The organism is Tundrisphaera macrotermitis (assembly GCF_051175315.1).
Classification (GTDB): domain Bacteria; phylum Planctomycetota; class Planctomycetia; order Isosphaerales; family Isosphaeraceae; genus Tundrisphaera.
The window spans coordinates 4,127,718-4,149,695 of sequence record NZ_CP195100.1 but is presented as its reverse complement, the minus strand read 5'-3'; the positions used below and the strand labels follow the sequence as shown (position 1 = coordinate 4,149,695).

Annotated in this window: 25 protein-coding genes; 17 read left to right on the top strand and 8 right to left on the bottom strand. The window is 70.0% G+C overall.

Annotation, left to right across the window (positions count from 1 at the left end; translation table 11 throughout):
- Position 1 precedes the first annotated feature (1 nt).
- Positions 2 to 862, bottom strand: coding sequence for an NAD(P)H-binding protein (locus tag TA3x_RS16755; protein ID WP_435015799.1), 861 nt, complete (start codon positions 860 to 862; stop codon positions 2 to 4).
- A gap of 116 nt (positions 863 to 978) precedes the next feature.
- On the opposite strand from TA3x_RS16755, the gene TA3x_RS16750 reads away from it, so the two are divergent.
- From TA3x_RS16750 to TA3x_RS16725, 6 genes are all read left to right on the top strand, one after another.
- Positions 979 to 1,701, top strand: coding sequence for a TetR/AcrR family transcriptional regulator (locus TA3x_RS16750; protein ID WP_435015798.1), 723 nt, complete (start codon positions 979 to 981; stop codon positions 1,699 to 1,701).
- Between the two features lie 140 nt (positions 1,702 to 1,841).
- Positions 1,842 to 2,291: a hypothetical protein gene (locus tag TA3x_RS16745; protein ID WP_435015797.1), complete on the top strand. Its 450-nt coding sequence runs from the start codon at positions 1,842 to 1,844 to the stop codon at positions 2,289 to 2,291.
- A gap of 22 nt (positions 2,292 to 2,313) precedes the next feature.
- Complete coding sequence (locus tag TA3x_RS16740; protein ID WP_435015796.1) at positions 2,314 to 2,763, top strand: thiol-disulfide oxidoreductase DCC family protein; 450 nt, start codon at positions 2,314 to 2,316, stop codon at positions 2,761 to 2,763.
- Positions 2,764 to 2,908: 145 nt separating this feature from the next.
- Positions 2,909 to 3,841, top strand: coding sequence for a DUF3466 family protein (locus TA3x_RS16735; protein WP_435015795.1), 933 nt, complete (start codon positions 2,909 to 2,911; stop codon positions 3,839 to 3,841).
- 98 nt (positions 3,842 to 3,939) lie between these two features.
- A complete protein-coding gene (locus TA3x_RS16730) occupies positions 3,940 to 5,007 on the top strand; it encodes a hypothetical protein (RefSeq protein WP_435015794.1) in 1,068 nt (355 codons plus the stop codon).
- Positions 5,008 to 5,141: 134 nt separating this feature from the next.
- A complete protein-coding gene (locus TA3x_RS16725) occupies positions 5,142 to 6,392 on the top strand; it encodes an aldo/keto reductase (protein ID WP_435015793.1) in 1,251 nt (416 codons plus the stop codon).
- Positions 6,393 to 6,449: 57 nt separating this feature from the next.
- Here the strand turns inward: TA3x_RS16725 and TA3x_RS16720 are convergent, their stop codons facing one another.
- The 3 genes from TA3x_RS16720 to TA3x_RS16710 form a co-directional block, all read right to left on the bottom strand.
- The gene (locus TA3x_RS16720; RefSeq protein WP_435015792.1) at positions 6,450 to 7,172 is read right to left on the bottom strand and encodes a YebC/PmpR family DNA-binding transcriptional regulator; all 723 of its coding nucleotides are present in this window, start codon (positions 7,170 to 7,172) and stop codon (positions 6,450 to 6,452) included.
- A 137-nt stretch (positions 7,173 to 7,309) separates the two neighbouring features.
- Positions 7,310 to 8,098 carry a SprT-like family protein gene (locus TA3x_RS16715; protein WP_435015791.1) on the bottom strand — a complete coding sequence of 263 codons (789 nt, stop codon included), beginning with the start codon at positions 8,096 to 8,098 and terminating at the stop codon, positions 7,310 to 7,312.
- Complete coding sequence (locus TA3x_RS16710) at positions 8,095 to 10,143, bottom strand: FAD-dependent oxidoreductase (protein WP_435015790.1); 2,049 nt, start codon at positions 10,141 to 10,143, stop codon at positions 8,095 to 8,097. The genes TA3x_RS16715 and TA3x_RS16710 overlap by 4 nt, the downstream gene beginning before the upstream one ends.
- A 206-nt stretch (positions 10,144 to 10,349) precedes the next feature.
- Here TA3x_RS16710 and TA3x_RS16705 point away from each other — a divergent pair, with 206 nt between their 5' ends.
- The 9 genes from TA3x_RS16705 to TA3x_RS16665 all read left to right on the top strand — a co-directional run bounded on the left by TA3x_RS16705 (position 10,350) and on the right by TA3x_RS16665 (position 16,300).
- Positions 10,350 to 11,693 (top strand): erythromycin esterase family protein, encoded by a 1,344-nt coding sequence (locus tag TA3x_RS16705; protein ID WP_435015789.1) that lies wholly within the window; start codon positions 10,350 to 10,352, stop codon positions 11,691 to 11,693.
- Between the two features lie 47 nt (positions 11,694 to 11,740).
- Complete coding sequence (locus tag TA3x_RS16700; protein ID WP_435015788.1) at positions 11,741 to 12,160, top strand: hypothetical protein; 420 nt, start codon at positions 11,741 to 11,743, stop codon at positions 12,158 to 12,160.
- A 133-nt stretch (positions 12,161 to 12,293) separates the two neighbouring features.
- The gene (locus tag TA3x_RS16695; protein WP_435015787.1) at positions 12,294 to 12,692 is read left to right on the top strand and encodes a GatB/YqeY domain-containing protein; all 399 of its coding nucleotides are present in this window, start codon (positions 12,294 to 12,296) and stop codon (positions 12,690 to 12,692) included.
- A gap of 20 nt (positions 12,693 to 12,712) precedes the next feature.
- A complete protein-coding gene (locus TA3x_RS16690) occupies positions 12,713 to 13,483 on the top strand; it encodes an AMP nucleosidase (protein WP_435015786.1) in 771 nt (256 codons plus the stop codon).
- Between the two features lie 16 nt (positions 13,484 to 13,499).
- Positions 13,500 to 13,847, top strand: coding sequence for a hypothetical protein (locus TA3x_RS16685; protein ID WP_435015785.1), 348 nt, complete (start codon positions 13,500 to 13,502; stop codon positions 13,845 to 13,847).
- Positions 13,840 to 14,895, top strand: a complete 1,056-nt coding sequence (locus tag TA3x_RS16680; protein ID WP_435015784.1) for a copper homeostasis protein CutC — start codon at positions 13,840 to 13,842, stop codon at positions 14,893 to 14,895. The genes TA3x_RS16685 and TA3x_RS16680 overlap by 8 nt, the downstream gene beginning before the upstream one ends.
- Before the next feature lie 156 nt (positions 14,896 to 15,051).
- On the top strand, positions 15,052 to 15,339 hold the full coding sequence (locus TA3x_RS16675) for a GlsB/YeaQ/YmgE family stress response membrane protein (protein WP_435015783.1): 288 nt from the start codon (positions 15,052 to 15,054) through the stop codon (positions 15,337 to 15,339).
- A 164-nt stretch (positions 15,340 to 15,503) separates the two neighbouring features.
- Positions 15,504 to 15,743 carry a hypothetical protein gene (locus TA3x_RS16670; RefSeq protein WP_435015782.1) on the top strand — a complete coding sequence of 80 codons (240 nt, stop codon included), beginning with the start codon at positions 15,504 to 15,506 and terminating at the stop codon, positions 15,741 to 15,743.
- Positions 15,740 to 16,300, top strand: a complete 561-nt coding sequence (locus TA3x_RS16665) for a type II toxin-antitoxin system VapC family toxin (protein WP_435015781.1) — start codon at positions 15,740 to 15,742, stop codon at positions 16,298 to 16,300. The genes TA3x_RS16670 and TA3x_RS16665 overlap by 4 nt, the downstream gene beginning before the upstream one ends.
- On the opposite strand, the gene TA3x_RS16660 is transcribed toward TA3x_RS16665, so the two are convergent.
- The 4 genes from TA3x_RS16660 to TA3x_RS16645 all read right to left on the bottom strand — a co-directional run bounded on the left by TA3x_RS16660 (position 16,285) and on the right by TA3x_RS16645 (position 20,292).
- The gene (locus TA3x_RS16660; protein WP_435015780.1) at positions 16,285 to 17,763 is read right to left on the bottom strand and encodes a hypothetical protein; all 1,479 of its coding nucleotides are present in this window, start codon (positions 17,761 to 17,763) and stop codon (positions 16,285 to 16,287) included. The two genes, TA3x_RS16665 and TA3x_RS16660, sit on opposite strands and share 16 nt — an antisense overlap.
- Positions 17,760 to 18,716, bottom strand: a complete 957-nt coding sequence (locus TA3x_RS16655; RefSeq protein ID WP_435015779.1) for a glycosyltransferase family 2 protein — start codon at positions 18,714 to 18,716, stop codon at positions 17,760 to 17,762. The genes TA3x_RS16660 and TA3x_RS16655 overlap by 4 nt, the downstream gene beginning before the upstream one ends.
- Positions 18,713 to 19,720, bottom strand: coding sequence for a lysylphosphatidylglycerol synthase domain-containing protein (locus TA3x_RS16650; protein WP_435015778.1), 1,008 nt, complete (start codon positions 19,718 to 19,720; stop codon positions 18,713 to 18,715). Before TA3x_RS16650 ends, TA3x_RS16655 begins: the two co-directional genes overlap by 4 nt.
- A 116-nt stretch (positions 19,721 to 19,836) precedes the next feature.
- Positions 19,837 to 20,292: a hypothetical protein gene (locus tag TA3x_RS16645; protein WP_435015777.1), complete on the bottom strand. Its 456-nt coding sequence runs from the start codon at positions 20,290 to 20,292 to the stop codon at positions 19,837 to 19,839.
- Between the two features lie 324 nt (positions 20,293 to 20,616).
- On the opposite strand from TA3x_RS16645, the gene TA3x_RS16640 reads away from it, so the two are divergent.
- Both TA3x_RS16640 and TA3x_RS16635 read left to right on the top strand, forming a co-directional pair.
- Positions 20,617 to 20,865 carry a DUF3006 domain-containing protein gene (locus TA3x_RS16640; RefSeq protein WP_435015776.1) on the top strand — a complete coding sequence of 83 codons (249 nt, stop codon included), beginning with the start codon at positions 20,617 to 20,619 and terminating at the stop codon, positions 20,863 to 20,865.
- Positions 20,862 to 21,971 (top strand): MBL fold metallo-hydrolase, encoded by a 1,110-nt coding sequence (locus tag TA3x_RS16635; RefSeq protein ID WP_435015775.1) that lies wholly within the window; start codon positions 20,862 to 20,864, stop codon positions 21,969 to 21,971. The genes TA3x_RS16640 and TA3x_RS16635 overlap by 4 nt, the downstream gene beginning before the upstream one ends.
- Positions 21,972 to 21,978: the final 7 nt, after the last annotated feature.

Here is a 21,978-nt window from a genome sequence, read left to right as displayed (position 1 = left end):
ATCATGCGGCGAGGCGGGCCTTCAGGACGTCCCGCATGGACAGCGGAGGTCGCTCGAGCAGGCGGCCCAGGGTGGGATCGACGGCGGCTAAGTCGCCGCGGCGGGCGGCCCGATAGAAGCCCAGCAGCATGTCCGCCATCGGCTCGGGCACGCCCTGGGCCACGGTCGCGTCGCGCCACCGGTCGTCGGTCACGGTGACCCGCTTGAACTCGCGACCGGTCAGCTCGGACGCGATCTCGGCGAGGTCGGCCATGGTGAATGCCTCGGGACCGGTCAGCGGGGGCGAGATCCCGTCCAGGCTCCCCTCCTCGTCGAGCACGGCCGCGTCCGCCTCGGCCAGGTCGGCCCGCGCGGTCCAGCTCACCGGGCCATCCTCGGGCACGCGGATCTCCCCGGTCTCGAACCCACGGCCGACGAGGTGCCAGGCGCTCTCGGCATAGAAGCCGTGACGCAGCGACGTGAACGGCTTGCCCCCCTCGGCAAGATACGACTCGGTCGCGGCGTGGTCGGCCGAGGGGGCGAACGGCGAGTCGGCCCGCGCCCCCATGTGGCTGGTGTAGAGCACACGCTTCGCCCCGGCCGCCCGGGCGGCGTCGATGGCGGCCCGATGCATCCGGATGGCTTCGCCTCCAAACCGATTGACCGAGACGATCAGGACCTGCTCGGCCCCCTCGAAGGCGGTCGCCAGATCGTCGGGCCTGGCGAAATCCCCCGCCCGCACCTGAACGCCCCGTTCGGCGAAGCTCGCCGCATCGGCCGGGTTGCGGACGCTGGCGACGATCCCCCCCGCCGGGCCGCGAACGAGCAATCCTTCCAGCACGGCCCGGCCGAGTTGGCCCGTCGCCCCGGTGATGATGATCATGAAAACGACCCCAGAAACGTCGCGTTATCGTTGTTAACGAAAACATGGTATCGATGATAGTGGTGATCGGCAAGGGGTCCATTGCGCCGGAACCAACCGTTCGTTAACATCGCTGCATGGCCGACCCAAACATCCCACCCGATGACGCGACGCCGGACGGGGACGCTCGCACACGCATCCTGGTCGCGGCCTCGCGGCTGATCTCGGAGGGCGGGCGCGAGGCCGCGACCACCCGCGCCGTGGCGACGGCCGCCCGGGTGCAACTGCCGACGATCTATCGGCTCTTCGGCGACAAGCAGGGCTTGCTCGAAGCGGTGGCCGAACATGACCTGGCGGCCTACGTCGCGGCGAAGGCCCGGCTTGCCCCAAACACCGATCCGATCGAGGACTTGCGCGAAGGCTGGGACGCTCACATCGCGTTCAGCCTCGCCAATCCCGGCCTGTTCGCGATCCTCGCGGGCGATCCGCAATCGAAGGAAGCGTCCCCGGCCGCCCGGGCAGGCCGTGAGGTCCTGCGGCGGCGGATGCGTCGGTTGGCGAACGCGGGGTTATTGAAGACCAGCGAGGAGCGGGCGACGGATCTCTGGCATGCGGCCGGGGTCGGCATCGTCTTCACGCTCCTGTCCCAGCCGGAGTCGGCCCGCGACCCGGACCTCTCCACCTTTGCCCGGGAGACCGTCCTCGCGGAGATCGCCGACGTGGCGGCGACGAGGGCGGAACGCCGGCCTCAGGTCGCGGCGGCGGAGCTTCGGGCATCGCTCGACGCCATCGGCGGGTTGTCGGACGGCGAGCGCCTCCTGCTGGCGGAGTGGCTCGACCGCATCGCCAGGTCGAAGTGAACCGGGGATCTCGTCCGTCCCGAACGGCCCGACCATGGGGTTGGTTTGGGCGGCGGGCGGGGCCAGGGCCTCGCGAGGAAATTCTTTCGGGACCCGGTTAAGGATCCTTCTCGCCGTGCGGCCCGAGGGATAGGGGGCGGATGGCGCCCCTCCTCGAAGCCCGGAATGAGGGGATTCGCCCGATGTACGTCGTCGAGGCTCATGCAGCGTACTTGATCCTGAGCGTCGGCCTGACCGCCTGGGTCGCGCTGACGCTGTCCAGGAACGGCCGGATTTTCCTGGTCGACGCCTTCGGCGGGCACCGCGAGCTGGCCGATTCGGTCAATCACCTGCTGGTGGTCGGGTTCCTGCTCATCAACGTCGGCTTCGCGGCCACGGCGCTGAAGTATGGCGACCGGCCGACCGATGCGGCGACCGCCCTGGAAGTGGTGAGCACCAAGGTCGGGCTGGTCCTGCTGGTGCTGGGGATGATGCACTTCTTCAACCTCTGGGTCATCTCCAAGGTCCGCCGCCGGGCCCGGCTCCGAGACCTCAAGCCGCCGGTCGCCCCCGAGGAGATCACCGAGGTCGTCCCCGGCTACGCCCGCTGACCCCGAACCCGGAGGCCCGACCATGCGACACCTTTACGTCCTTTACGACCCGCGCTGCGGGCTCTGCCGCGGCGCCCGGGCCTGGCTGGAGCGGCAGGCCTGGCTGGTCGACCTTCATTTCCTGGCCGCCGGCTCGCGGCAGGCCGCCCTGGCCTTCCCCGCCCTGCCCCACGGCGAGGAGCCCGAGGAACTCGTCGTGGTCGACGAGGCCGGCGGGGTCTACCGCGGCGGGTCGGCCTGGATCATGTGCCTGTACGCCCTGGAGGAGTACCGCGAGTGGTCGACCGTCCTGGCCGGCCCGGCCCTCCTGCCCTTCGCCCGGCGGGCGTTCGACCTCATCTCGAAACGCCGGGCCTGGCTGTCGATCTTCCTGGGCATGGCCGACGCGGCCGAGGTCGCGGCGACCCTCCGCCGGGTCCCGGAGCCAGCTTGCACCGTGGGCGAGCGGTGGACCATGCGGCGGGCTCGGTGAGGGACGATCCGAGTCCTCCGAATCCGCCTCCAATTCCGGCGCGAAGCCATGCACTCGAATCGAGATTGACCGATCTGGGGTCGCCTGATAGCGTCGCCGGGGTGACCTCAAGACGGGTCTCTCCCCCTCGTCAAGGATGCGAGTCATGGAACGACGGATCGTGCGTACAGCGTTCGGCCTGGCCCTGGCGGTCGGGGCCGCCTCGTCGACGGCCCGGGGCGATGCCCTCTATACCGTCAAGGATCTCGGGGTCGCCCCCACGATCTCGAATACCAGCTACAATTGGGGCCTGAACGGGCCCTATCCCGGCGCCAACCGGACGGGATCGGAGCTGCTCGGGATCAGCCCATCGGGCGACGTCTCGGTGCGCCCCTCGAACAAGCACTATGATCCGACCGCCACGGACCTCGCCAATATCCCGATCCCGGGCATGGGCAACCGGTATTTCGAGCCCGGGATGTCGGATGACGGCCACTACCAGGCCGGGACCGTGTTCGAATACATCGGCAACGGCATGAACAGCCAGAACGCCTACATGGTCCACGACGGCAAGGCCGTCTCGCTCGGCCGCCCGAGCGGGAAGTTCAGCTACGCCGCCGGCATGGACGCCAACAACTCGGGCCAGGTCGCCGGCGCGTTCGGCGGGGTCGACGAGTCCGGCTCCATCCAGGCCTTCCTCTACTCGCCGGGCGGGACGATGGTCGGCCTGGGCACGCTGGGCGGGAAGGAGAGCCACGGTCTCGGGATCAACAACCGGGGGATGGTCGTCGGGCTGTCGGAGCTCGCGGATTCGGCCGTGATGCCTTTCGACACGCGGGCGTTCGTCTTCGACGGGCATGCCATGTTCAACCTCAACGACCTCATCCCCTCGGATTCGGGCTTCCTGCTGACGTCGGCCACCGACATCAACGATGCCGGCCAGATCGCCGCCTATGGGCTCGACGCCACCGGCTACTACCACCAGATCCTGCTGACGCCCCAGGCCACCCCGGAGCCGGCCACGCTCGCCCTCCTCGGCCTCGGGATGTCCGCGATCGCCGCCCGCCGCCATCGGGCCAGGTCACGTCGGGCGGGTTGACCTCGCGCCGGGCCGACGCAATATCGACGCCGGATCGGCGAACCCTTTGGGGGAACGCCGGCCCGGCGGCGGGCGGCCCCGCGAACGAGGAGGGGCGGATGGACGAGGACTCGACGGCTCCGCGGCGGAGATGGCGGAGGAGCCGGTTCATCGCGGTCGGGGTCGGGCTGGCCGCGATCCTGGCGGGGTCGGTCGCCTGGATGGTGCTGCGTCCGCGACCCTTCGGCGAGCCGTTGCCCGACCCGAACGGCTATGACGACCTCGTCGCCGCCGGGCGGATGATCCGGGGGGATCTCACCAGGGCCGACCTCGACGGAGTCGGCAACGAGGATCAACTCCGGGCGCTGGTGGCGGCCAATGCCGACGCCCTGGCCCGCGCCCGGGTCGGGCTGGGGCGACGGTCGGCCGTGTCCTTGGCCCACATGGATTCAATCCATACGCACATCGATGCGGCGTCCGCCCTGAGGTCGCTCGGGCGGGTGATGGCGTGCGAGGCGGCCTTGGCCGAGCGCGAGGGGCGCCCGGATGAGGCGGTCGCCTCGTGCGCCGACATGATCCGGCTCGGCCGGGCGGCGTCGCGGGGCGGGCTCATCCTCGATCGGACGATCGAGCCGGCCATCCAGCACGCCGCCATCGCCAGGATGGCGCGATTGGCGGGCACCCTCCCGGCCGACGAGGCCCGGCGGCTCGCCCGCGAGTGTGAGCGAATCGACGCCGACCGCGAGCCGCTGGCCCGGGTGGCCGATCGCGACCTGGCGTTCGGCCTGGATCGGGGCGGGCTCCCGCTCAAAATCACTTATCTGACCCAGCGGGCGACGATGCAGGCGATGCTCAACGCCGCGAGGAAGTCGGCCGAGCGGGCCGATCTCCGGGGCCAGGCCCAGCTCCGGCTGATCGCCGCGACGCTCGCCCTGCGGACGTATGCCCTCGACCACCCCGACGCGCCCCGCCCTCCCGGCCTCGCCGCCCTCGTGCCCGCCTACCTCGACGCCGTGCCGGCCGACCCGTATGGCCGGGGGCCGTTGAAGACGCGCGTCGATGGGGACGCCCTGATCCCCTACAGCGTCGGCCCCGACGGACGCGACGACGGCGGGACGCGGCCCGCTTCGCCCAACTCGTCGGGCGGCGACCTGTTCTTCGGCCCCTCCCCCGAGGGGCGCCCCTGACCCCCGGACGCCGTGATTTTTAGGAGATCTGCCGGCCCGCGGATCACGGATGGCCACCGGCACGCGTCCGGGTTACGATGCTCCCTGGACGGGGTGACCCGTGGGAAATATGAACCGCCGAGGAGTCAGACTCGATGTCGCACGACGAGAGCCAGGGCACCGACCGCCGCACGTTCCTCCAGGCGGGGGCGCTGGCCACCGCCGCCACCACCCTGGGGGCGGGGCCGGTCGCGGGCGCCCAGGAGCCGGCGGCGAAGCCGGCCATCCTGCCGACGCGGAAGCTGGGCAAGACCGGCGTCGAGATCACCCTGCTGGAGATGGGCTCCGGCGCCCTCCGTGAGCGGGGGACGCTCGGGCGGATGATCCGCCAGTCCTACGCCGCGGGCGTCCGGACCTTCGACACCGCCAACCTCTACGGCACCGAGCCCGGCTTCAAGGCCTGGTTCGAGCAATCGCCCGGGGTCCGCAAGGAGATCGTCCTGGTCACCAAGGACGAGGTCAACTCGCCCAAGGACCTGCTCACGAAGGTCGACGAGCGCCTGGCCGCCCTGGGCACGGACTACCTCGACTTCTACTTCATCCACGGGCTGGGCGACAAGGAGAAGAGCCTCGACGACTCGATCGAGTTCGCCAGGGGCAAGGAGATGAAAGAGACGGCCGAGGCCCTGAAGAAGTCGGGCAAGGTCAAGTTCGTCGGCTTCTCCACCCACCACCGCGACCGCGCCGCGATCATCCAGGCGGCGGCCGAGGGGGGGATCATCGACGCGATCATGCTCCAGTACACGCCGTGGCTGGACAAGGATTCGCCGCTGAACAAGGCGATCGACGCCGCCCACAAGGCGGGCATCGGCCTGATCTCGATGAAGCAGGTCGCCGGCCAGTTCCCGGAGAAGCCCAAGCTCAACGTCCTGGAAGAGGTCGTGCGCCGGGTGCCGGTGCTCAAGGAGAAGGGGCTGTCCCCCTACCAGGGCCTCCTGCACGCGATCTGGACCGACGAGCGGATCAGCGGGTCGTGCGTGTCGATCAAGACCACCGACCAGCTCCGCGAGGACTCCGACGCCGCCCGCCGCTATGAGCCGATGAAGACGGCCGACATCCTCCAGCTGCGCGACGCCGCCCTCGCCTTCGGCCCGACACTGTGCGCCGACTGCGACGGCCGCTGCTCCGAGGCCGCCGGCACCCGGGCGGAACTGGGCAACCTCACCCGGTTCCTCACCTACCACGAACACCACGGCATCCGCGCCGAGGCCCGCCGCCAGTACGCCGCGATGGACGACGCCGCCCGCGACTGGTCGGGCGCCGACCTGGAAGCGGCCCGCGCCGCCTGCCCCAACAAGCTCGACTTCGCCCGCCTCCTGCCCGAGGCCGACCGGCACCTGGCCTGATCGGCGATCGCCCGGGGGCCGTGACGACCGGCCCCCGATCCGATCCGTCGCGTCGACTCAACCGGCGGTCGTGACGTTGTGATAGACTTCCTGGACGTCGTCCAGGTCGTTGAGCATCGCCAGCAGCTTCTCGAACGAGGCCAGCTCGTCCCCCTCGAGGACCTTGCTGGTCTGGGGGAGGAACCGGATCTCCTGGGTCTCGAATTCGAGCTTGGGGAACGCTTCGAGCAACGCCGTCCGCGCCTTGTAGAACTCGGCGGGGGGGGCGAAGATCGTCACGCTGCCGCCCTCGGATTCCACCTCCTCGACGGCGACGTCGGCGGCGAACAGGGCCTCGATCACCTTCTCCTCGTCGTCCCCGGGGAACGAGAGGACGGCCAGGTGATCGAAGGACATCACCACCGACCCGTTGGCGGCCAGCTTGGACCCGTTCTTGCCGAAGCAGGTGCGGAGGTCGGAGATGGTGCGCGTGTTGTTGTCGGTCAGGCAATCGACGATCAGCAGCGAGCCGCCGGGGCCGAACCCCTCGTAGCGAGCGGCCTGGAAGTCCTCGCCCCCCGCGCCGGCCGCCTTGGCGATCGCCTTCTCGATCACATGGTTGGCGACGTTGTCGCGCTTGGCCCGATCGACGATGGCCCGCAGGGACGGATTGGCATCCGGGTCGGGCACGCCGTTCTTGGCGGCCATGTACAACTGCCGGCCATACTTGGAAAAGAGCTTCGACTTCTGGGCGGCGGTCTTGAAGATCGACTCTTTGCGTTTCTCGAAGATCCGTCCCATACGAGTGTCTGCCTTTTCAAATTCGCTGCGGATTCAAGCCGGAACAGGTTCGCCCCATTGTAGAGAAACCCACCTCGATTGCAATTCAACCGTCGAACGCGCGATCGCGACCCGGCGGGCGTGCGGGCGTCGGCCGATCATTCGACCTTCCGGAGCATCTCCAGCGGGACGTAATACGTCTCGTAACGGCGGCCGTCGGTGAAGAGGCGGCCGTTGGGGGATTCGACGAGGACCGTGGCGCGGCGGGTGATGCGGTTGATCCGGCCGATGCGGCGGAGGCCGTCGTGGTCGAACGAAACGAGGTGGCCGACGCCGAGGTCGTGGGTGGTCGCGGCCAGCTCGCGCGGGGTGACGAGGTCGTGGACCGCCTTGAGGTGGCCGAACATCGACCGGGCGACGGCCTGGAACGGCTCGGCGGAACAGCTCGACGTGCCGAGGGCCAGGAACTCGGCGAGGTGGATCAGCTCGTGTTCGAAGATCCGCTGGAGGGCGTCGAGGCGGTCGCGGCATGCGAGTCCGACGACCTCCACGGGCCGGGCGACGTCGCCGAAGGTCTGGAACAGGAGCGTCGACGAGACGGCGATCTCGTACTCGGCCGGGGGCGCGGGGGCCTTGCGGGTGGGCCGGGCCCGGGTGCGGATCGTCTTGCCGCCGGCCCGGGTCATCCGCGACGAGACGCGGAAGCCGAGCGTCCCGGCGCGGTCCTCCGCAAGCCAGTCCGCCAGCAGGCCGTTGAAGAACGCCGAGTCGTAGAGGACGTACAGGGTTTCGAGGTCGTCGCGGCCGATCGCCGCGAAGTTGCCGACGTTGATGTGCTTCGAAGTCGAGAGCACCGCCCGGCGGATCCCGCCGACCCGGGCGGCGATCTCCTCGGGCCTGTAGCGGAACGCGTTGAGCCGGGCCTGCCGCCCGGGGTGGATGCTCATGGCGCCGGGAGGAACTGGACCGCGTCGGCGACGACGTAGCCGTCGGCCCCCCCGGAGCGGATCTCGACCCAGCCGGCCTCCCCCTTGGCGAACTCGAACACGCCGAGCGAGACCGGCGTGGCCCCCTTCGCCGGACTCCTCTGGTTGACGGTCCGAGCGTGGTCCTTCCCCTCGGAGTGGATCACGACCGTCGCGTTGGTGGCGCGATTGCCGTCGGGCGGGAAGAAGAGCCGGACCTCGTACTCGCCGGCCGCGGGCAGGTTCGGCGTGAACCGGATCTTCGTCCCGGGGTCGGCGGCCTTGCCGTCGTGGACGTAGCCTTCGCCCACATACGGGGTATTCGAGGTCGAGGGGCGCCATCCGCCGGTCAGGGTGGCGCGGGCATCGTCCACGACGACACCCGGCAGCTTGGTGGCGTCGATGTTGCCGGCCCGGGGCGGGGACACCGGGAAGTTCTCGGGGGACAGGACCGCCCCCTGCGCCTTGAGCTTGGCGACGAGCGTGTCGACCGGCACGCCCTGGACCGGGACCTTGCCGTCGACCGCCAGCGATGCGGCCACGCCGCACGCCTGGCCCACGATCATGTAGACCGGCTCCATCCGGATCGTCCCGTAGGCGACGTGCGACGCCGACAGGCAGACCGGCACCAGCAGGTTGGCGCACTCGTCGGGCTTCGGGAGCAGGCTGCGATAGGGGATCGCATAAGGGCTGACGCGGACCTGGAAGTCCCCCTCGTTGAAGGCCGTGCCGTCGGGCTGGATGAACCGCTGGACGTGGTGCGAGTCCGTGTTGTACGAGCCGAGCCCGACGGCATCGAGCTTGGTCCGCTCCTCCATGATGTCGGCCTGGGTCATCACGTAGACGCCGATCATCCGCCGGGCCTCGCGGACGTAGAGCTGGTGCGGCCAGTGGTCGGTGTCGACGAACTCGTCGGCGGCCAGGCCCCAGCGGGCCATCTGGTCGTGCAAGGGCTTGGGCACCCGCTCATCGTTGGCCAGGAAGTAAAGGAGCCCCTGGGTGTAGGCGATGTGGTCGGCGATGATCGCGCGGCGGGCGGCGTCGTCGGCGTCGGGGTAATCCCAGTTGGCGCCGATGTGGTCGGTCGAGATCGCCCCGTTGTTGTTGGTGTCGGTCTTGCCGTTGGGGATGCGGACCAGGCTGAGGACCTGTTCCGGCGTCAGGCCGGGTTTCAGGGCGAGGTAGCGGGCCAGGAGTTCGAACCGGGATGGGTCGTAGCCGGCAGGTTTGGGAAATGGGACCCGGTTGTCGGCGCGGTCGGTCATGCAGAGCCGGTAGTTGTACGCCTGGACCTTTCGGTCCCCCTCGCCCGGGGCGCCGGGGGGCTCGGCCTGGACGGTCGGCAACGGCTTGCCGTCGGCCCTCCGGGCGGGCACGGGCACGGAGAACTGGTGGGCCGCGCTCCGGGCCTGGACCCCGGCCAGCGTCTCGCCATACTCGGCCTTCCCCTCGCGGCCGACGTGGTACTTCACGCCGGCCCGGGCCATCACGTCCCCCTCGTAGCTGGCGTCGATGAAGACCGGGGCCGAGAAAGTGTCGCCGTTGGCGGTGCGGATCGAGGCGATCCGCTTGCCGTCCATGGTCACGGAGGCGAGCCCGCCGGCCTCGGTGACGACCGAAATTTTCGCCTCGGCCAGCATCTCCCGGAACAGGCCGAGCGCGACGCGGGGCTCGAAGCGGAAGCCGTCGGAGCTGTCCTTGGCCTGCGGCGAATCGGCGCCGTATTTGGCGACGTAATGCTCGTGGACCCGGCGGAAGAACTCGCGGGAGATGCCGCCGATCGCCCGGCGGTTGCCGTGGTCGGTGGCCCCCAGGCCTCCGGAGACCATCCCGCCGACGTGGCGGCCCGGCTCGACCAGGATCGCCGACTTCCCCTCGCGGGCGGCGGCCACGGCGGCGATCACCCCCCCGGCGGAGCCGCCATACACCACGACGTCGGCCTGATGGGTTTGTGCCGCAGGAACGACGCCGGCCCATCCCACCGAGATCAAGGCCGCGACGATCGGGGACCAACCTGGGCGGATCATGGCATCGGCTCCGATCGTCGCCGGGCTGGGCGACGCGCTGATTATCGGGCGGTGGGGTCGGGGTCGGACGCTCGGATCGTTATTAAACGCCCTCACGCCGCGGGCGACAAGGACCCACCATCCCCCCGGGCCGGCCCGAGAATTGCCAGGCGAACTTCGATGGATCGATGGGGCGAGGACCGATCGGAGACGGGGAGGGGCACGCCATGAACGATGAGATCGGGGCCCGGGGGATCATCGAGGCGCTGGGCCGGCTGGCCCGCCCCCTGACCGGCTCCCCGGGCGATTACGACCCCCTGCTCGAACGGATCGGCGACGCCCGCTTCGTCCTGATCGGCGAGGCGTCGCACGGGACGCACGAGTTCTACGCCGAACGCGCCGCGATCACCCGTCGCCTGATCGTCGAGAAGGGCTTCACGGCGGTCGCCGTGGAGGCCGACTGGCCGGACGCCTACCGCGTGAACCGCTATGTGCGGGGCGCCGGCGGGGACGGCTCGGCGCGGGAGTCCCTGGGCGACTTCATCCGATTTCCCCGCTGGATGTGGCGCAACGAGGTCGTGCTCGACTTCGTCGAATGGCTCCGCGGGCACAACGAACGGACGCCCCCGGGCGCGGCCAAGGCCGGATTCTACGGCATGGACCTGTACAGCCTCCGCGCCTCGATGGAGGCGGTGATCGGCTACCTCACCCGGGTGGACCCCGAGGCCGCCCGCCAGGCCATCCGCCGCTACTCCTGCTTCGAACGCTTCGGCGAGGACCCGCAGGCCTACGGCCAGGCCGCCTCGTTCGGGCTCGGCCGGTCGTGCGAGGATGCGGTCGTCGGGCAACTCCTCGCCCTCCAACGTCGCGCGGCGGACTATGCCACCCGAGACGGCCAGGTCGCCGAGGACGAGTACTTCCATGCCGAGCAGAACGCCCGGCTCGCCCGGAATGCCGAGGAATACTACCGCTCGATGTTCCGGGGCCGGGCCTCGTCCTGGAACCTGCGCGACACCCACATGGCCGAGACGTTGGAGGAACTGGTCGCCCACCTGGACCGCCACGGGGCGCGGACCAAGGTGGTCGTCTGGGCCCACAACTCCCACCTGGGCGACGCCCGCGCCACTGAGATGGGCGAAGGGGGAGAGTTGAACGTCGGGCAACTGGTCCGGCGGGCACGCCCTCGCGACGCGGTGCTCGTCGGCTTCACGACCTACGACGGCACGGTGACGGCCGCCGCCGACTGGGACGAGCCGGCGCGGCGGATGGCGGTCCGGCCCGGCCTGGCGGGGAGCTACGAGCAACTGTTCCACGCCGTCGGGGTGCCCCGGTTCCTGCTCGACCTCCGCGACGAGGAGGCGGCCCGGGCCGTGCGCGGGCCGCTGCTCGAACGGGCCATCGGCGTGATCTATCGCCCGCAGACCGAGCGGCGCAGCCACTACTTCCGCGCCCGGCTGGCCGAGCAATTCGACGCGGTGATCCACATCGATCGGACGCTGCCCCTCGAACCCCTGGATTTGGCATCGGAATTGACGAGCGAGACGCCGGAAACGATGCCCACGGGCCTTTGAGCCCGGGGACGGCCGCGGAACCCCCACACCGGAACGAGGACGACATCATGGACCGCTCGACCGTCGGCGCCGCGCCGATCATCAAGGGATACGCCTGGCACGCCTACGCCGACCCCGCCACGCCCGGGGTGATGGCCGGCGACAACCCCTTCGGCGACGAGGAGCCCCCCGCCCTGGACCGGGCCCCCGTCGACCCGCCCGAGGGCGTGCTGGGGCTCTGGCTGCTCAACAAGAACACCCCCGGCATCCAGGACCAGACCGACGGCCACACCTACCTGATCGTGACCAGCAAGCACGACCGGCCCGAAGTCGTGTCGGGCTGGTTCGTCGAGCCGGCCCACCTGGACGCCAGCTTCCAGATCGACCAGAGGGGCGATCGATGGGTGCGCCTGGTCCGGTTCGTCGGCTCGGCCCGGGTCGATGGCGGCTCGGTCCACGAATGCGAGTTCCAGATCGACCGGGCCTGAGCCCCGCGCCATCGGCGGCCCGGCGCGATATGATGCGACGGCGTCGCCCGCGGCCGAACCCGGCGCGGGCGACGCCTGTCCGGCCGGGGTGTACCCAGGTCCGGACCGACCGTCGCCCAGGGAGCTTGTGACCGTGACCATCGCGCAGAAGATGAGGGCCGCGTTGCCGGAGTCGATGAAGGCCCGCGACGCCGTGAGGACCAGCGTCCTCCGCTACTGGATCGCCCAGCTCACCACGGGCGCCGGCGCCGAGGTGCCCGACGCCGAGGCCCTCAAGAAGATGCGGGGCGTGCTCAAGGAGGCCAAATCGGGCCAGACCACCTGGAGCCCCGAGGAACTCGCCGTCATCAACGAGTGGGTCCCGGCGTCGCTGGACCGCGACGCGGTGGCCGCGATCCTGGCCGACGTGGCCGACGCGATCAAGGCCGCCCCGAAGGAGGGGATGGCCATCGGCATCGCCATGAAGGCGCTGGCCGGCCAGCCCGCCGACAGCGATGACGTCCGCGCCGTGGTCTCGCAGATCCGGGGCTGATGCCGGGGGATCGCCTCGCCGTGAACACCAAGGCCGAGATCGTCCGCGACTGGCTGCCCCGCTACACCGGCCGCCCCCTGGAGGGGTTCGGGCCCTACGTCCTGCTGACCAACTTCGGCCTGTACGTCGACCTGTTCGCGGAGCGGTTCGGCGTGCCCGTGGTCGGCCGCGACCGGCCGATGCCGTCGGCCACCGCCGACGGGATCACGATCATCAACTTCGGCATGGGCAGCCCGATGGCGGCCACGGTGATGGACCTGCTCTCGGCGGTCGAGCCCAAGGCGGTCCTGTTCCTGGGCAAGTGCGGCGGGCTGAAGAAGGCCAAACTCGGCGACCTGATCCTGCCGATCGCGGCGATCCGGGGGGAGGGGACCAGCAACGACTACCTCCCGCCGGAGATCCCCGCCCTCCCCTCGTTCCGGCTCCAGCGGTCCGTCTCCGAGGCGATCATCCGCCACGAGCTCGACTACTGGACCGGGACGATCTACACGACCAACCGCCGGGTCTGGGAGCACGACAACGAGTTCAAGAACTACCTGACCCGCAGCCGCGCCCTGGGGATCGACATGGAGACGGCCACCATCTTCGTGGTCGGGTTCGTGAACCACATCCCCAAGGGGGCCCTGCTGCTGGTCTCCGACAACCCGATGAGCCCCGACGGGGTGAAGACCTCGCGCAGCGATCAGGGCGTGACCGAGCAGTTCGTCCGGACCCACCTGGCGATCGGCATCGATGCCCTGGTCGAGCTGCGCAGCTCGGGCGAGTCGGTCAAGCACCTCCGGTTCGAGTAGGGAGCCCGCCACGTCCATGGCCACCAAGCCGACCCGATCCCAGGAGAAGGGGTGCGACCTCCTGGCCGAAGCCCTGCTGCGGGTGGCCGAGGCCGCCCGCCTGGACGGCCGCGACCCGATCTCCGCGACTCGCTGGGCCGAGATCGCCCGCGCCATCGCCTCCGCATCGACCGCCTTCGGCCTCGACGAGATCGTAGCCCGCGCCCTAGAGAAGCGATCGCGGGCGCTCGGCCTCCGGTCGGGCACGGCCGAGTTGCTCACGCTGGTCGAGGGGCCGATCTCCCCGCTCGAATGCCTCCGCATCGACGACGACGCCCTGAGGGCCGAGGTCGCCCGGGCCGAGGAGGAGCTGGGCGATGTCTGACCACGCATCGAAGGGCGCCGGCATCGTCGTCGAGGCCTGCGCCGAGGGGATCGCCTCCGCCCTCGCGGCCGGCGCGGGCGGGGCCGACCGGGTTGAACTGTGCGAGAACCTGGCCGTGGGCGGGGTCACGCCCGGTGTGGGGGCGATCGCCGTCGCCTGCGAGCGCCTGGCGATCCCGGTCCAGGTCCTGATCCGCCCCCGGGGCGGCGACTTCCACCACGGGCCGGACGAGGTCGAGGCGATGCGGCACGACATCCGGGCCGCCCGGGAGCGGGGGGCGGCGGGGGTCGTCCTGGGGGTGCTCGATGCCCGGGGCGAGATCGACCGCGACGCCGTCGGCCGGCTGGCCGAACTGGCCCGGCCGATGTCGGTGACGTTCCACAAGGCGTTCGACCTCCTGGTCGACCCCATCGCCGGGCTGGACACATTGATCGGCCTGGGGATCGACCGCGTGCTGACCTCGGGCGCGGCCCCGACCGCCCGGCTGGGGATGGCCACCCTGGCCGACCTGGTGCGGCACGCCTCCGGGCGGATTGCGATCCTGGCCGGGGGGCGGGTCGCGGAGCCGGACCTCGTCCCCCTGGTGGCCTCCGGGCTGACCGAGGTGCACGCCGGGTCGGCCCTGGCCCGGGATGGGGCCATCGACGCCGATCTGGTCCGGTCGTTCATCGCGGCGGCCCGGGGGGCGTTCGCGGCTCCGCGGCACAATACGGACGGGCCAATCTGGCACCTGGCCCCCCGCGAGGACTGGAAGCGGGCCGTTGACCTCGGCGTCCCGTATGCGCCGGGGTCGCTGGCCGCCGAGGGGTTCATCCACGCGTCGGTGGCCGGGGAGCTCGCCGAGTCGGCCAACCGGTACTACCGGGGACGGACCGACCTGCTCGCCCTCCAGATCGACCCGGCCCGGGTCTGCGTCCCGATCGTCTGGGAATATGCCGCCCCGCGACGGGCCTGGTTCCCCCATTTGTACGGCCCGCTCGACCCGTCGGCGGTGGTCTCTGTCACCCCCCTGCCCCCCGGCGCGGACGGCCGGTTCGCCTGGCCCTGAGCCGGCGGGGGGCCGGATCGGAAAATTCCTGGGCTCTTGGTCCCGGCTTTGCGTTGGAGGTCCAGGCGTAACCGACGGACGACGAGACGGGATCGGGCCGGTTCACGGCCGCTCGTCGGACGTATTGAATATAACCTGTGACCCGGAGACGCGATCATGCCCTTCCTCCTTTCCGACATCGCTTTGGCACCGGGCAACATCGTCGCCTGGCTCGTCGTCGGACTGATCTCCGGCTTCCTGGCCGGGACGGTGATGAAGGGCGGCGGGTTCGGCCTCCTCGGCGACATCGTCGTCGGGCTCGTCGGAGCCATGATCGGCGGTTTCGTGGTCGGCTTCTTCGACACGGGCGTGGTGGGCTTCTGGGGGACCACGTTCGTGGCCTTCCTCGGCTCCTGCATCCTGATCGCGATCGTCCGGGCCGTCCAGGGGAAGCCGGCGCTCTGAGATCCCCAGCACGCCGATTTCCGAAAACTCGACCACGGGCGGGGAGGGGCAAACGCCCTTCCTCGCCCGTGGCCTTGCGCGGCGTGGGTCGTCGGCTCGATCTTGCGAGAGTCGGCCCCGTGTGGCAACGTGGCTAGAAGGGTAGGCCAGCGCAGGAGACAATCATGACATGGAACCTCGCCGAGGCGAAGGATCGGCTTGTCGAACTCGTCGATCTGGCCCTCACGGAGGGCCCTCAGACGATCACCAGGCGAGACGACACCTTCGTCCTGATGACCGGCCAGCAATACATCGAACTCACGGGACGGGCGACCGACTTCAAGGAGTTTCTGTTGGAGGGCATCGGCCTGGATGAGCTGGATCTCTCGCGGGATCGGTCGCCAGGCCGGGACGTGCCCTTGTGAAAGTCTTGCTCGATACCAATATCCTCGCCGAATTGGTCAAGCCCGGCGGCCATCCGGGGGTGATCGATGCGGTCCGAAACATCCCATCGCCGGACCTGTTCCTGAGCGTCCTGACGGTCGGCGAGATCGTCAAGGGGATCGCCCTGCTCGCCCCGTGCGAGAGGAAGACGGCTCTCGCCAACTGGCTTGTCAAGCTCGAGCTCCAGTACTCGGATCGTATCCTATCGATCGACGTCGAGACTTCCCGTATCTGGGGAGAGATGACCGCCAGGGCGCAAAAAGCCGGGGTGATCATCCCATCATCCGATGGCCTCCTGGCGGCAACCGCACTCCGGCACGGCCTGCACGTCATGACGCGTAATACCCGCCACTTCGAGGCGAGCGGGGCATTCCTCATCGATTCCATGGCAGGCGGGGTGAAGATCCGTCGAGGCGAGCCGGGATCATCCCACGTCTCGGCGATGATCCCGGCGCGCAATCGGGTGCTCAATTCATGGTCGCCCGGCGTCCCGAGCGATCTCGCGGGCCGGGCCCGTGGAGTTCAGCGGACCAGGTGATACAGGTCGAGGTGTTCCAGCAGGTCGAGGATCCAGGGGTGGCTCCACGGCGACCTCATGGCGTAGCCGACCGACAGGACGGAGAAACTCAGCGCCGCCAGCGAAAGCCGGCGCGGCCACGCACGTTCCTGCCCCTCGGCCAGTCCGGTGGGCAGCGTCACCAGCCAGAACGGGATCAGCCAGAACAGCCAGCGCAGCCCCTGGGTCGACCCGCCGTAGTTCCGGGCCTTGGGATTCCAGGTGTAGAACGCCAGCATGGCCACGGTCAGGAACACCGTGACGGCCGACACGACCCGGAGCGGTCGTCCCTTCCCGAAGGCGTTGCGGATGCCCGCGATGAACGCGAACGCGAAGATCGGCGTCAGCGAGAAGACGCCGTGGTGCCCCAGGGTCATGTGGAACAGGTAGAGCGCCTTGGATTCCGGATGCTTGGTGAACCAGTCGAATTCCAGGGGGTCGTTCCAGTAGCTCCCCTCGTAGTTGTAGGCGGCCGTGCCCCAGTCCTCGTAGGCGGGCCGGAACGTCCCCAGGGCCAGGTACTGGGTCGCCAGGTGGGCCACGATCGGGATCAGCGCGGCGGGCGTGAAGAACTTCAGCGACAGCATCGGCGAGCGGATCGCCAGGAGCGCGAACAGGAGCACCCCGAAGAGCGCCGAGGGGAGTTCATTGACGGCGCAGAGGGCCCCGAAGAACCCGGCCAACGCGTAGTCGACGGGCCGTCCGCCGTCCTCGTCCCAGATCCGGGCCAGGGGCAGGATCGCGAAGAAGGCAGCATAGGCGGCGATCGTGTGGTTGTTCAGGGTGGTGTTGAACACCACCAGCAGGTTGCCGAACGCGGCGGCGAACAGGCTCAGGAACCACGCCCAGTCGTTGGCCGCGAACCGGTCCAGCAGGCGGGCGTAGTAGACCAGGAACAGGGCGAACGGGACGACGTTGAACAGGACCACGATCGGCTTGAAGTAGAACACGTAGGCCGGCCAGGGGACGGGCGGGCCGACCTCGCGGACGAACTCGGTCTTGTTCGGGTTGTCCTTCAGCGGCTTCTCGACGTTCCGCCCGACCCGCACCTGATCGACGACCTTGTCCAGGGGCACGCCCGTGGCCGCCCGGAACGGGTAGAGGATGCCGGCGATCACGGTGGGCAGCAGCGGCGGCTTGCTGGAATAGACGTGGAAGACGGGCTTCGAGGCTTCGCCCTCTTTCCCCGCAGCTTCGACCCCGACCTCGCGACGGACCTTGTCCTGGGTGTTGGCCTGCCAGGGGCAGTCGTCGATGGCGTAGGTCCCGCGCTCCAGGAGCGACCAGACGGTGCACCAGCGGGAGATGTCGTTGGCGGTGAGCTGGGTCGGCATCCGGAGCGTGAGGCCGAGCACCTGCGCGGTGGCGGCGCCGATCACGATCAGGGCCACGAACCGCCGGGCCTGCGATCGCTCGGCGACGGGGACGGGGACGGGGTCGGTCATCGGGGATCCTCGGAGGGGGAGGAGGGTTCCAAACGCTCGGCGACGCTGTAGGTGGCGGCCGTCTGGATGTTGAGCGAGATCATCAGCTCGGCCAGGATGCCGAAGCAGGCCAGCTGGACCCCGGCCAGGACGAACACCGCCGAGTAGATCAGGAGGGGCCGTTCGCCGATCGGCCGGTAGTCGAGCACCCAGAGCACGGCCAGGTAGATCAGCCCCACCACGCCGATCGCGAACGACGCCAGCCCCGTCCCGCCCAGGATGTGCAGCGGACGCTGGCCGAACCGCGACAGGAACTGGACGGTCACCAGGTCCAGCAGCCCCTTCAGGAAGCGGTTGAACCCGTACTTCGACCGGCCGAACTGGCGGGCCCGATGGTTGACCACCACCTCCGAGACCCGGAACCCCCGAGCATACGCCAGGACCGGGACGAACCGGTGCAGCTCGCCATAGAGGACCACCTCATCGAGCACCTCGCGGCGATACCCCTTGAACCCGCAGTTGTGGTCGTGGAGCCGGCACCCGGTCAGCGAGCTGACCAGGCGATTGAAGACCCGGCTCGGCCCGACCTTGTGCCAGGGGTCGTGCCGCCGCTTCTTCCAGCCGCTGACCACGTCGAACCCCTCGGCCATCTTGGCCAGGAACCGGGGGATCTCGGCCGGGTCGTCCTGGAGGTCGCCGTCGAGGGTGAAGACGGTCTCGCCCCGCACCGAGGCGAACCCCGCCGTCAGCGCCGCCGCCTTGCCGAAGTTGCGGCGGAACCTGATGCCGCGGACCCGGGGGTCGATCCGGGCCAGTTCCTCGATCTTCCGCCACGAATCGTCGCGGCTGCCGTCGTCCACGAACACGAACTCGGCATCGCCGAGATTGGCCGACGCGACCACGCCGGCCAGTTCGCCGTGGAGGGCGACGAGGCTGTCGGCCTCGTTGTGGAGCGGGACGACGATGCTGATCATGATGGCTCCAACCCCCCGGCCGGCGCGGCGGGCCGGATCATCAACGAGACCCCGGCGGCGGCGACCTCGCCGGCCACCCACGCCAGCCGCAGCACCAGCGCCGAGACCACCGCCATATCACTGTCCAACGTGGCGGCCAGGGCCGTCCAGAGGACCCACTCGCGGACCCCCAGCCCCCCGGGCGCGATCGGTACCGCGAAACCGGCCACGGTCGCCAGGGCCACGCTGGCGATCGCCAGGGGCCACGCCCCGACCGCGATCCCCCCCGGCAACACCGCCCGAATCACCGCCACCTGGCTCAGCCCCAGCAGCGTCCAGCCCAGGAAGGCCCAGGCCATCCCCTCGAACATCAGCCGATACGACAACCGGGGCAAGGCGTCGGGCCCGACCCCGCGCAGGGCCTGGCGAGCCAGCCCCGCCAGCCTCGGGAAGATCGCCGGCCACGTCACCGCCAGGAACGCCAGGCCCAGCCCTAGGCCCAGCACGGATTGGGGGACCGCCAGGGTCGAGCCCCGGCCGATCGGCAGGTCGACGACGGCCCGGGTCGAGGGCGCCGTCGCGAACCCGACCGCCGCCATGAATCCGCCCGCGGCCATCATCACCAGGGTCTCATAGAGCGTGGCGAACGCCGCCGTCGCCGGCCGGGCCCCGTACGGGACCACCAGGCCGACCCGCATCACCACGACCATCGCCTTGCCCGGGACGTACTTGCCCAGGTGGCTGATCAGGTACGCCCGGATCGCCGCCCAGGCCCCCACCGGCGAGGCCGAGGCATGGACCACCCTCCAGAAGTACGCCCCGAAGGCCGCCAGCCCCGCGACATAGAGCGCGACCGCCAGGGCGGCCCAGGCCGCGTCGATGCGCGGGGCCTCCCCCCGGGCGCGGAGGTCGTGCCAGGTCCGGGCGATGTGCCGTCCGGCGAACCAGAACACCAGGCCCGTCAGGACCAGCTTCAGCGCGATCTTGGCTCGCGATTTCCAGTCCGACCGGGCCAACGCGGGCACGCCTTTCCGAGGCAGGGGGACGAATCATCGGGGGGTTCCAAGCGTAAACCGGGCGAAGCCCCGCCGCAAGGGCGCGGCCTCGCCCCTCGGGGCCGATCCTGGTGTGCCCCGGGAGGCTAGCCTGCCAGGTTTCCCGGGGTGGAGCCTTCAGTCGAATCCTCCGCCATCGATCCGGCCGTATCCCCACCGCCCGGTGTTGACCCGTTGATCGGAGCCCGATCGTCCTGAATCGTTTTGGGCGGGCCATCATCCTGGCACGAGCTGGCCTCATCGGGCGAGCGGGGCGGCCCCATCGCCCAGATGCCGAACGGTAGGATAACGACGTAGAATATCGTTTCATGGGCGATCTCGGACCAGTCGAATCTCCCCGTCGCCCGAACTCTGTCGATGTTGAGGATCGCGGCGATCGCGGCGCCCGAGATGACGCCCGCGATGACACCGCCCACCGTCCCATCCCCTCCCCGGCGTCGGTCCAGACTGATCCCGATTCGCGCGCCAACGAACAGGATCGGATAGGCGAGCATCCGGAGGTCGCGCACCGAGTTCACCATCAGGGCCAGCTTCACCGCCACGGCGGATGCCGCGACGGCGAGGCAGAGCGTCCAGAGCTTGAAGCGTGGTAACCCCATGTTGACGCGAAGGCTCGGACGACGGGCTCTCGAAGGCGGGGGCCACGGAATGATTATTGTTGTTCAATCCTTGATCTTATCTGGTCGTTTTCCGCAATGCCATCCCGGCCCGCGATCCCAGGCACGGGTCCGCCATTGGGGCACTTTTGCGCCGATGCCCGGATGGTGCGAAACGGTCGAAGCGGCCTCGCCCCTGGCCGGTCGGGCCGGGCCCGGGTATCGTCGGCCGAGGCGTCCACGATCGCCCTACCCTCTCGGGAGGATCGCATGCAAACCCGGGTCTCGCTCGACCGCTTCGAGGGCGACGACGACAGGCCGATTGCCGTGCTGGTCCTCGCCGACGGCCGGACGCTGAACGTCCCGCGCGACCTCCTTCCCCCGGACGCCGCCTCCGGGGACTCGCTCACCCTGACCCTGGAACGCGACGCCCGGGCCACGGAGGCGGTCCGCAAGAAGACCCGCGCCGTCCGCGCCCGGCTCCGCAAGTCCGACCCCGGCGGGGACATCAAGCTATGACCCGCCATGTCGGCCTCGTCGCCCTGTCCCTGCTCGCCATCGCCTGCTCGCGCACGCCCCGGCCGGATCGGCCGCCGCCGGGCGGGCAGTTCCTGCTGGAGATCCTCGACGTCGGCCAGGGGGATGCCATCCTGATCCGATCGCCCGAGGGGAAGACGGCTCTGGTGGACGCCGGGCCGACCCGGCACGTCGTCGACCTGCTCCACGACCGCGGCATCGAGTCGATCGACCTCGCCGTGGTCAGCCACCACCACTCGGATCACTACGGCGGCATGAAGGAGGTGGTCCGCGAGTTCGCCCCCCGGGTCTTCCTCGATGCCGAATCGTCGCACGCCTCGGGCCAGTATCTCGGCCTGCTCGAAGAGGTCGAGTCGGCCGGCTGCACCGCGATCCATACGACCGACTCCGTCCGGAACATCGACGTCGGCTCGGTGCGGCTGGTGGTGTTCCCGCAGGCGCCGGACGACCCGCAGGAGGAGAACAACAACAGCGTGGCCATCCGGGTCGAGTTCGGCGACTTCTCCGCCCTGCTGACCGGGGACTCGGAGGGGCGCGAGCGGAAGTGGTGGATGGGCCGCGTCCCCGACCTGTGCGCCGAGGTCAACGTCCTCAAGCTCGCCCACCACGGCAGCCGCAACGGGGTCGACGCCGGATGGCTGAACCTGACCCACCCGCAACTGGCCGTGGTCAGCCTGGGGGCGGGCAACGACTTCGGCCACCCCCACGCGGAGACCCTCGCTCTGCTGGACGGGCTGGAGATCCCGCTCCGCCGCACCGATCGCGAGGGGACCATCACGATCCGCTCCGACGGCGACACCTGGAGCCTGGTCTATCCCGAGTACCCGGCGCGGGCCCCGCCGACCTCCGATTCGAGCTATCGTGGCCCGGCCCGGCCCCGCGACGACCGCCACCGACTCCGCGGCGGGCTGGTCCGGATCAACCGCGCCTCGCTCGACGAACTCCAGGCCCTGCCCGGCATCGGCCCGGAACTGGCCCGGCGAATCCAGCTCGGCCGGCCCTATCGCAACGTCACCGACCTCCGCCACGTCGACGGGCTGGGATTGAAGCGGGTCGAGAAGCTCCGGCCCCTGATCACCTTCGATTGACCGGGCC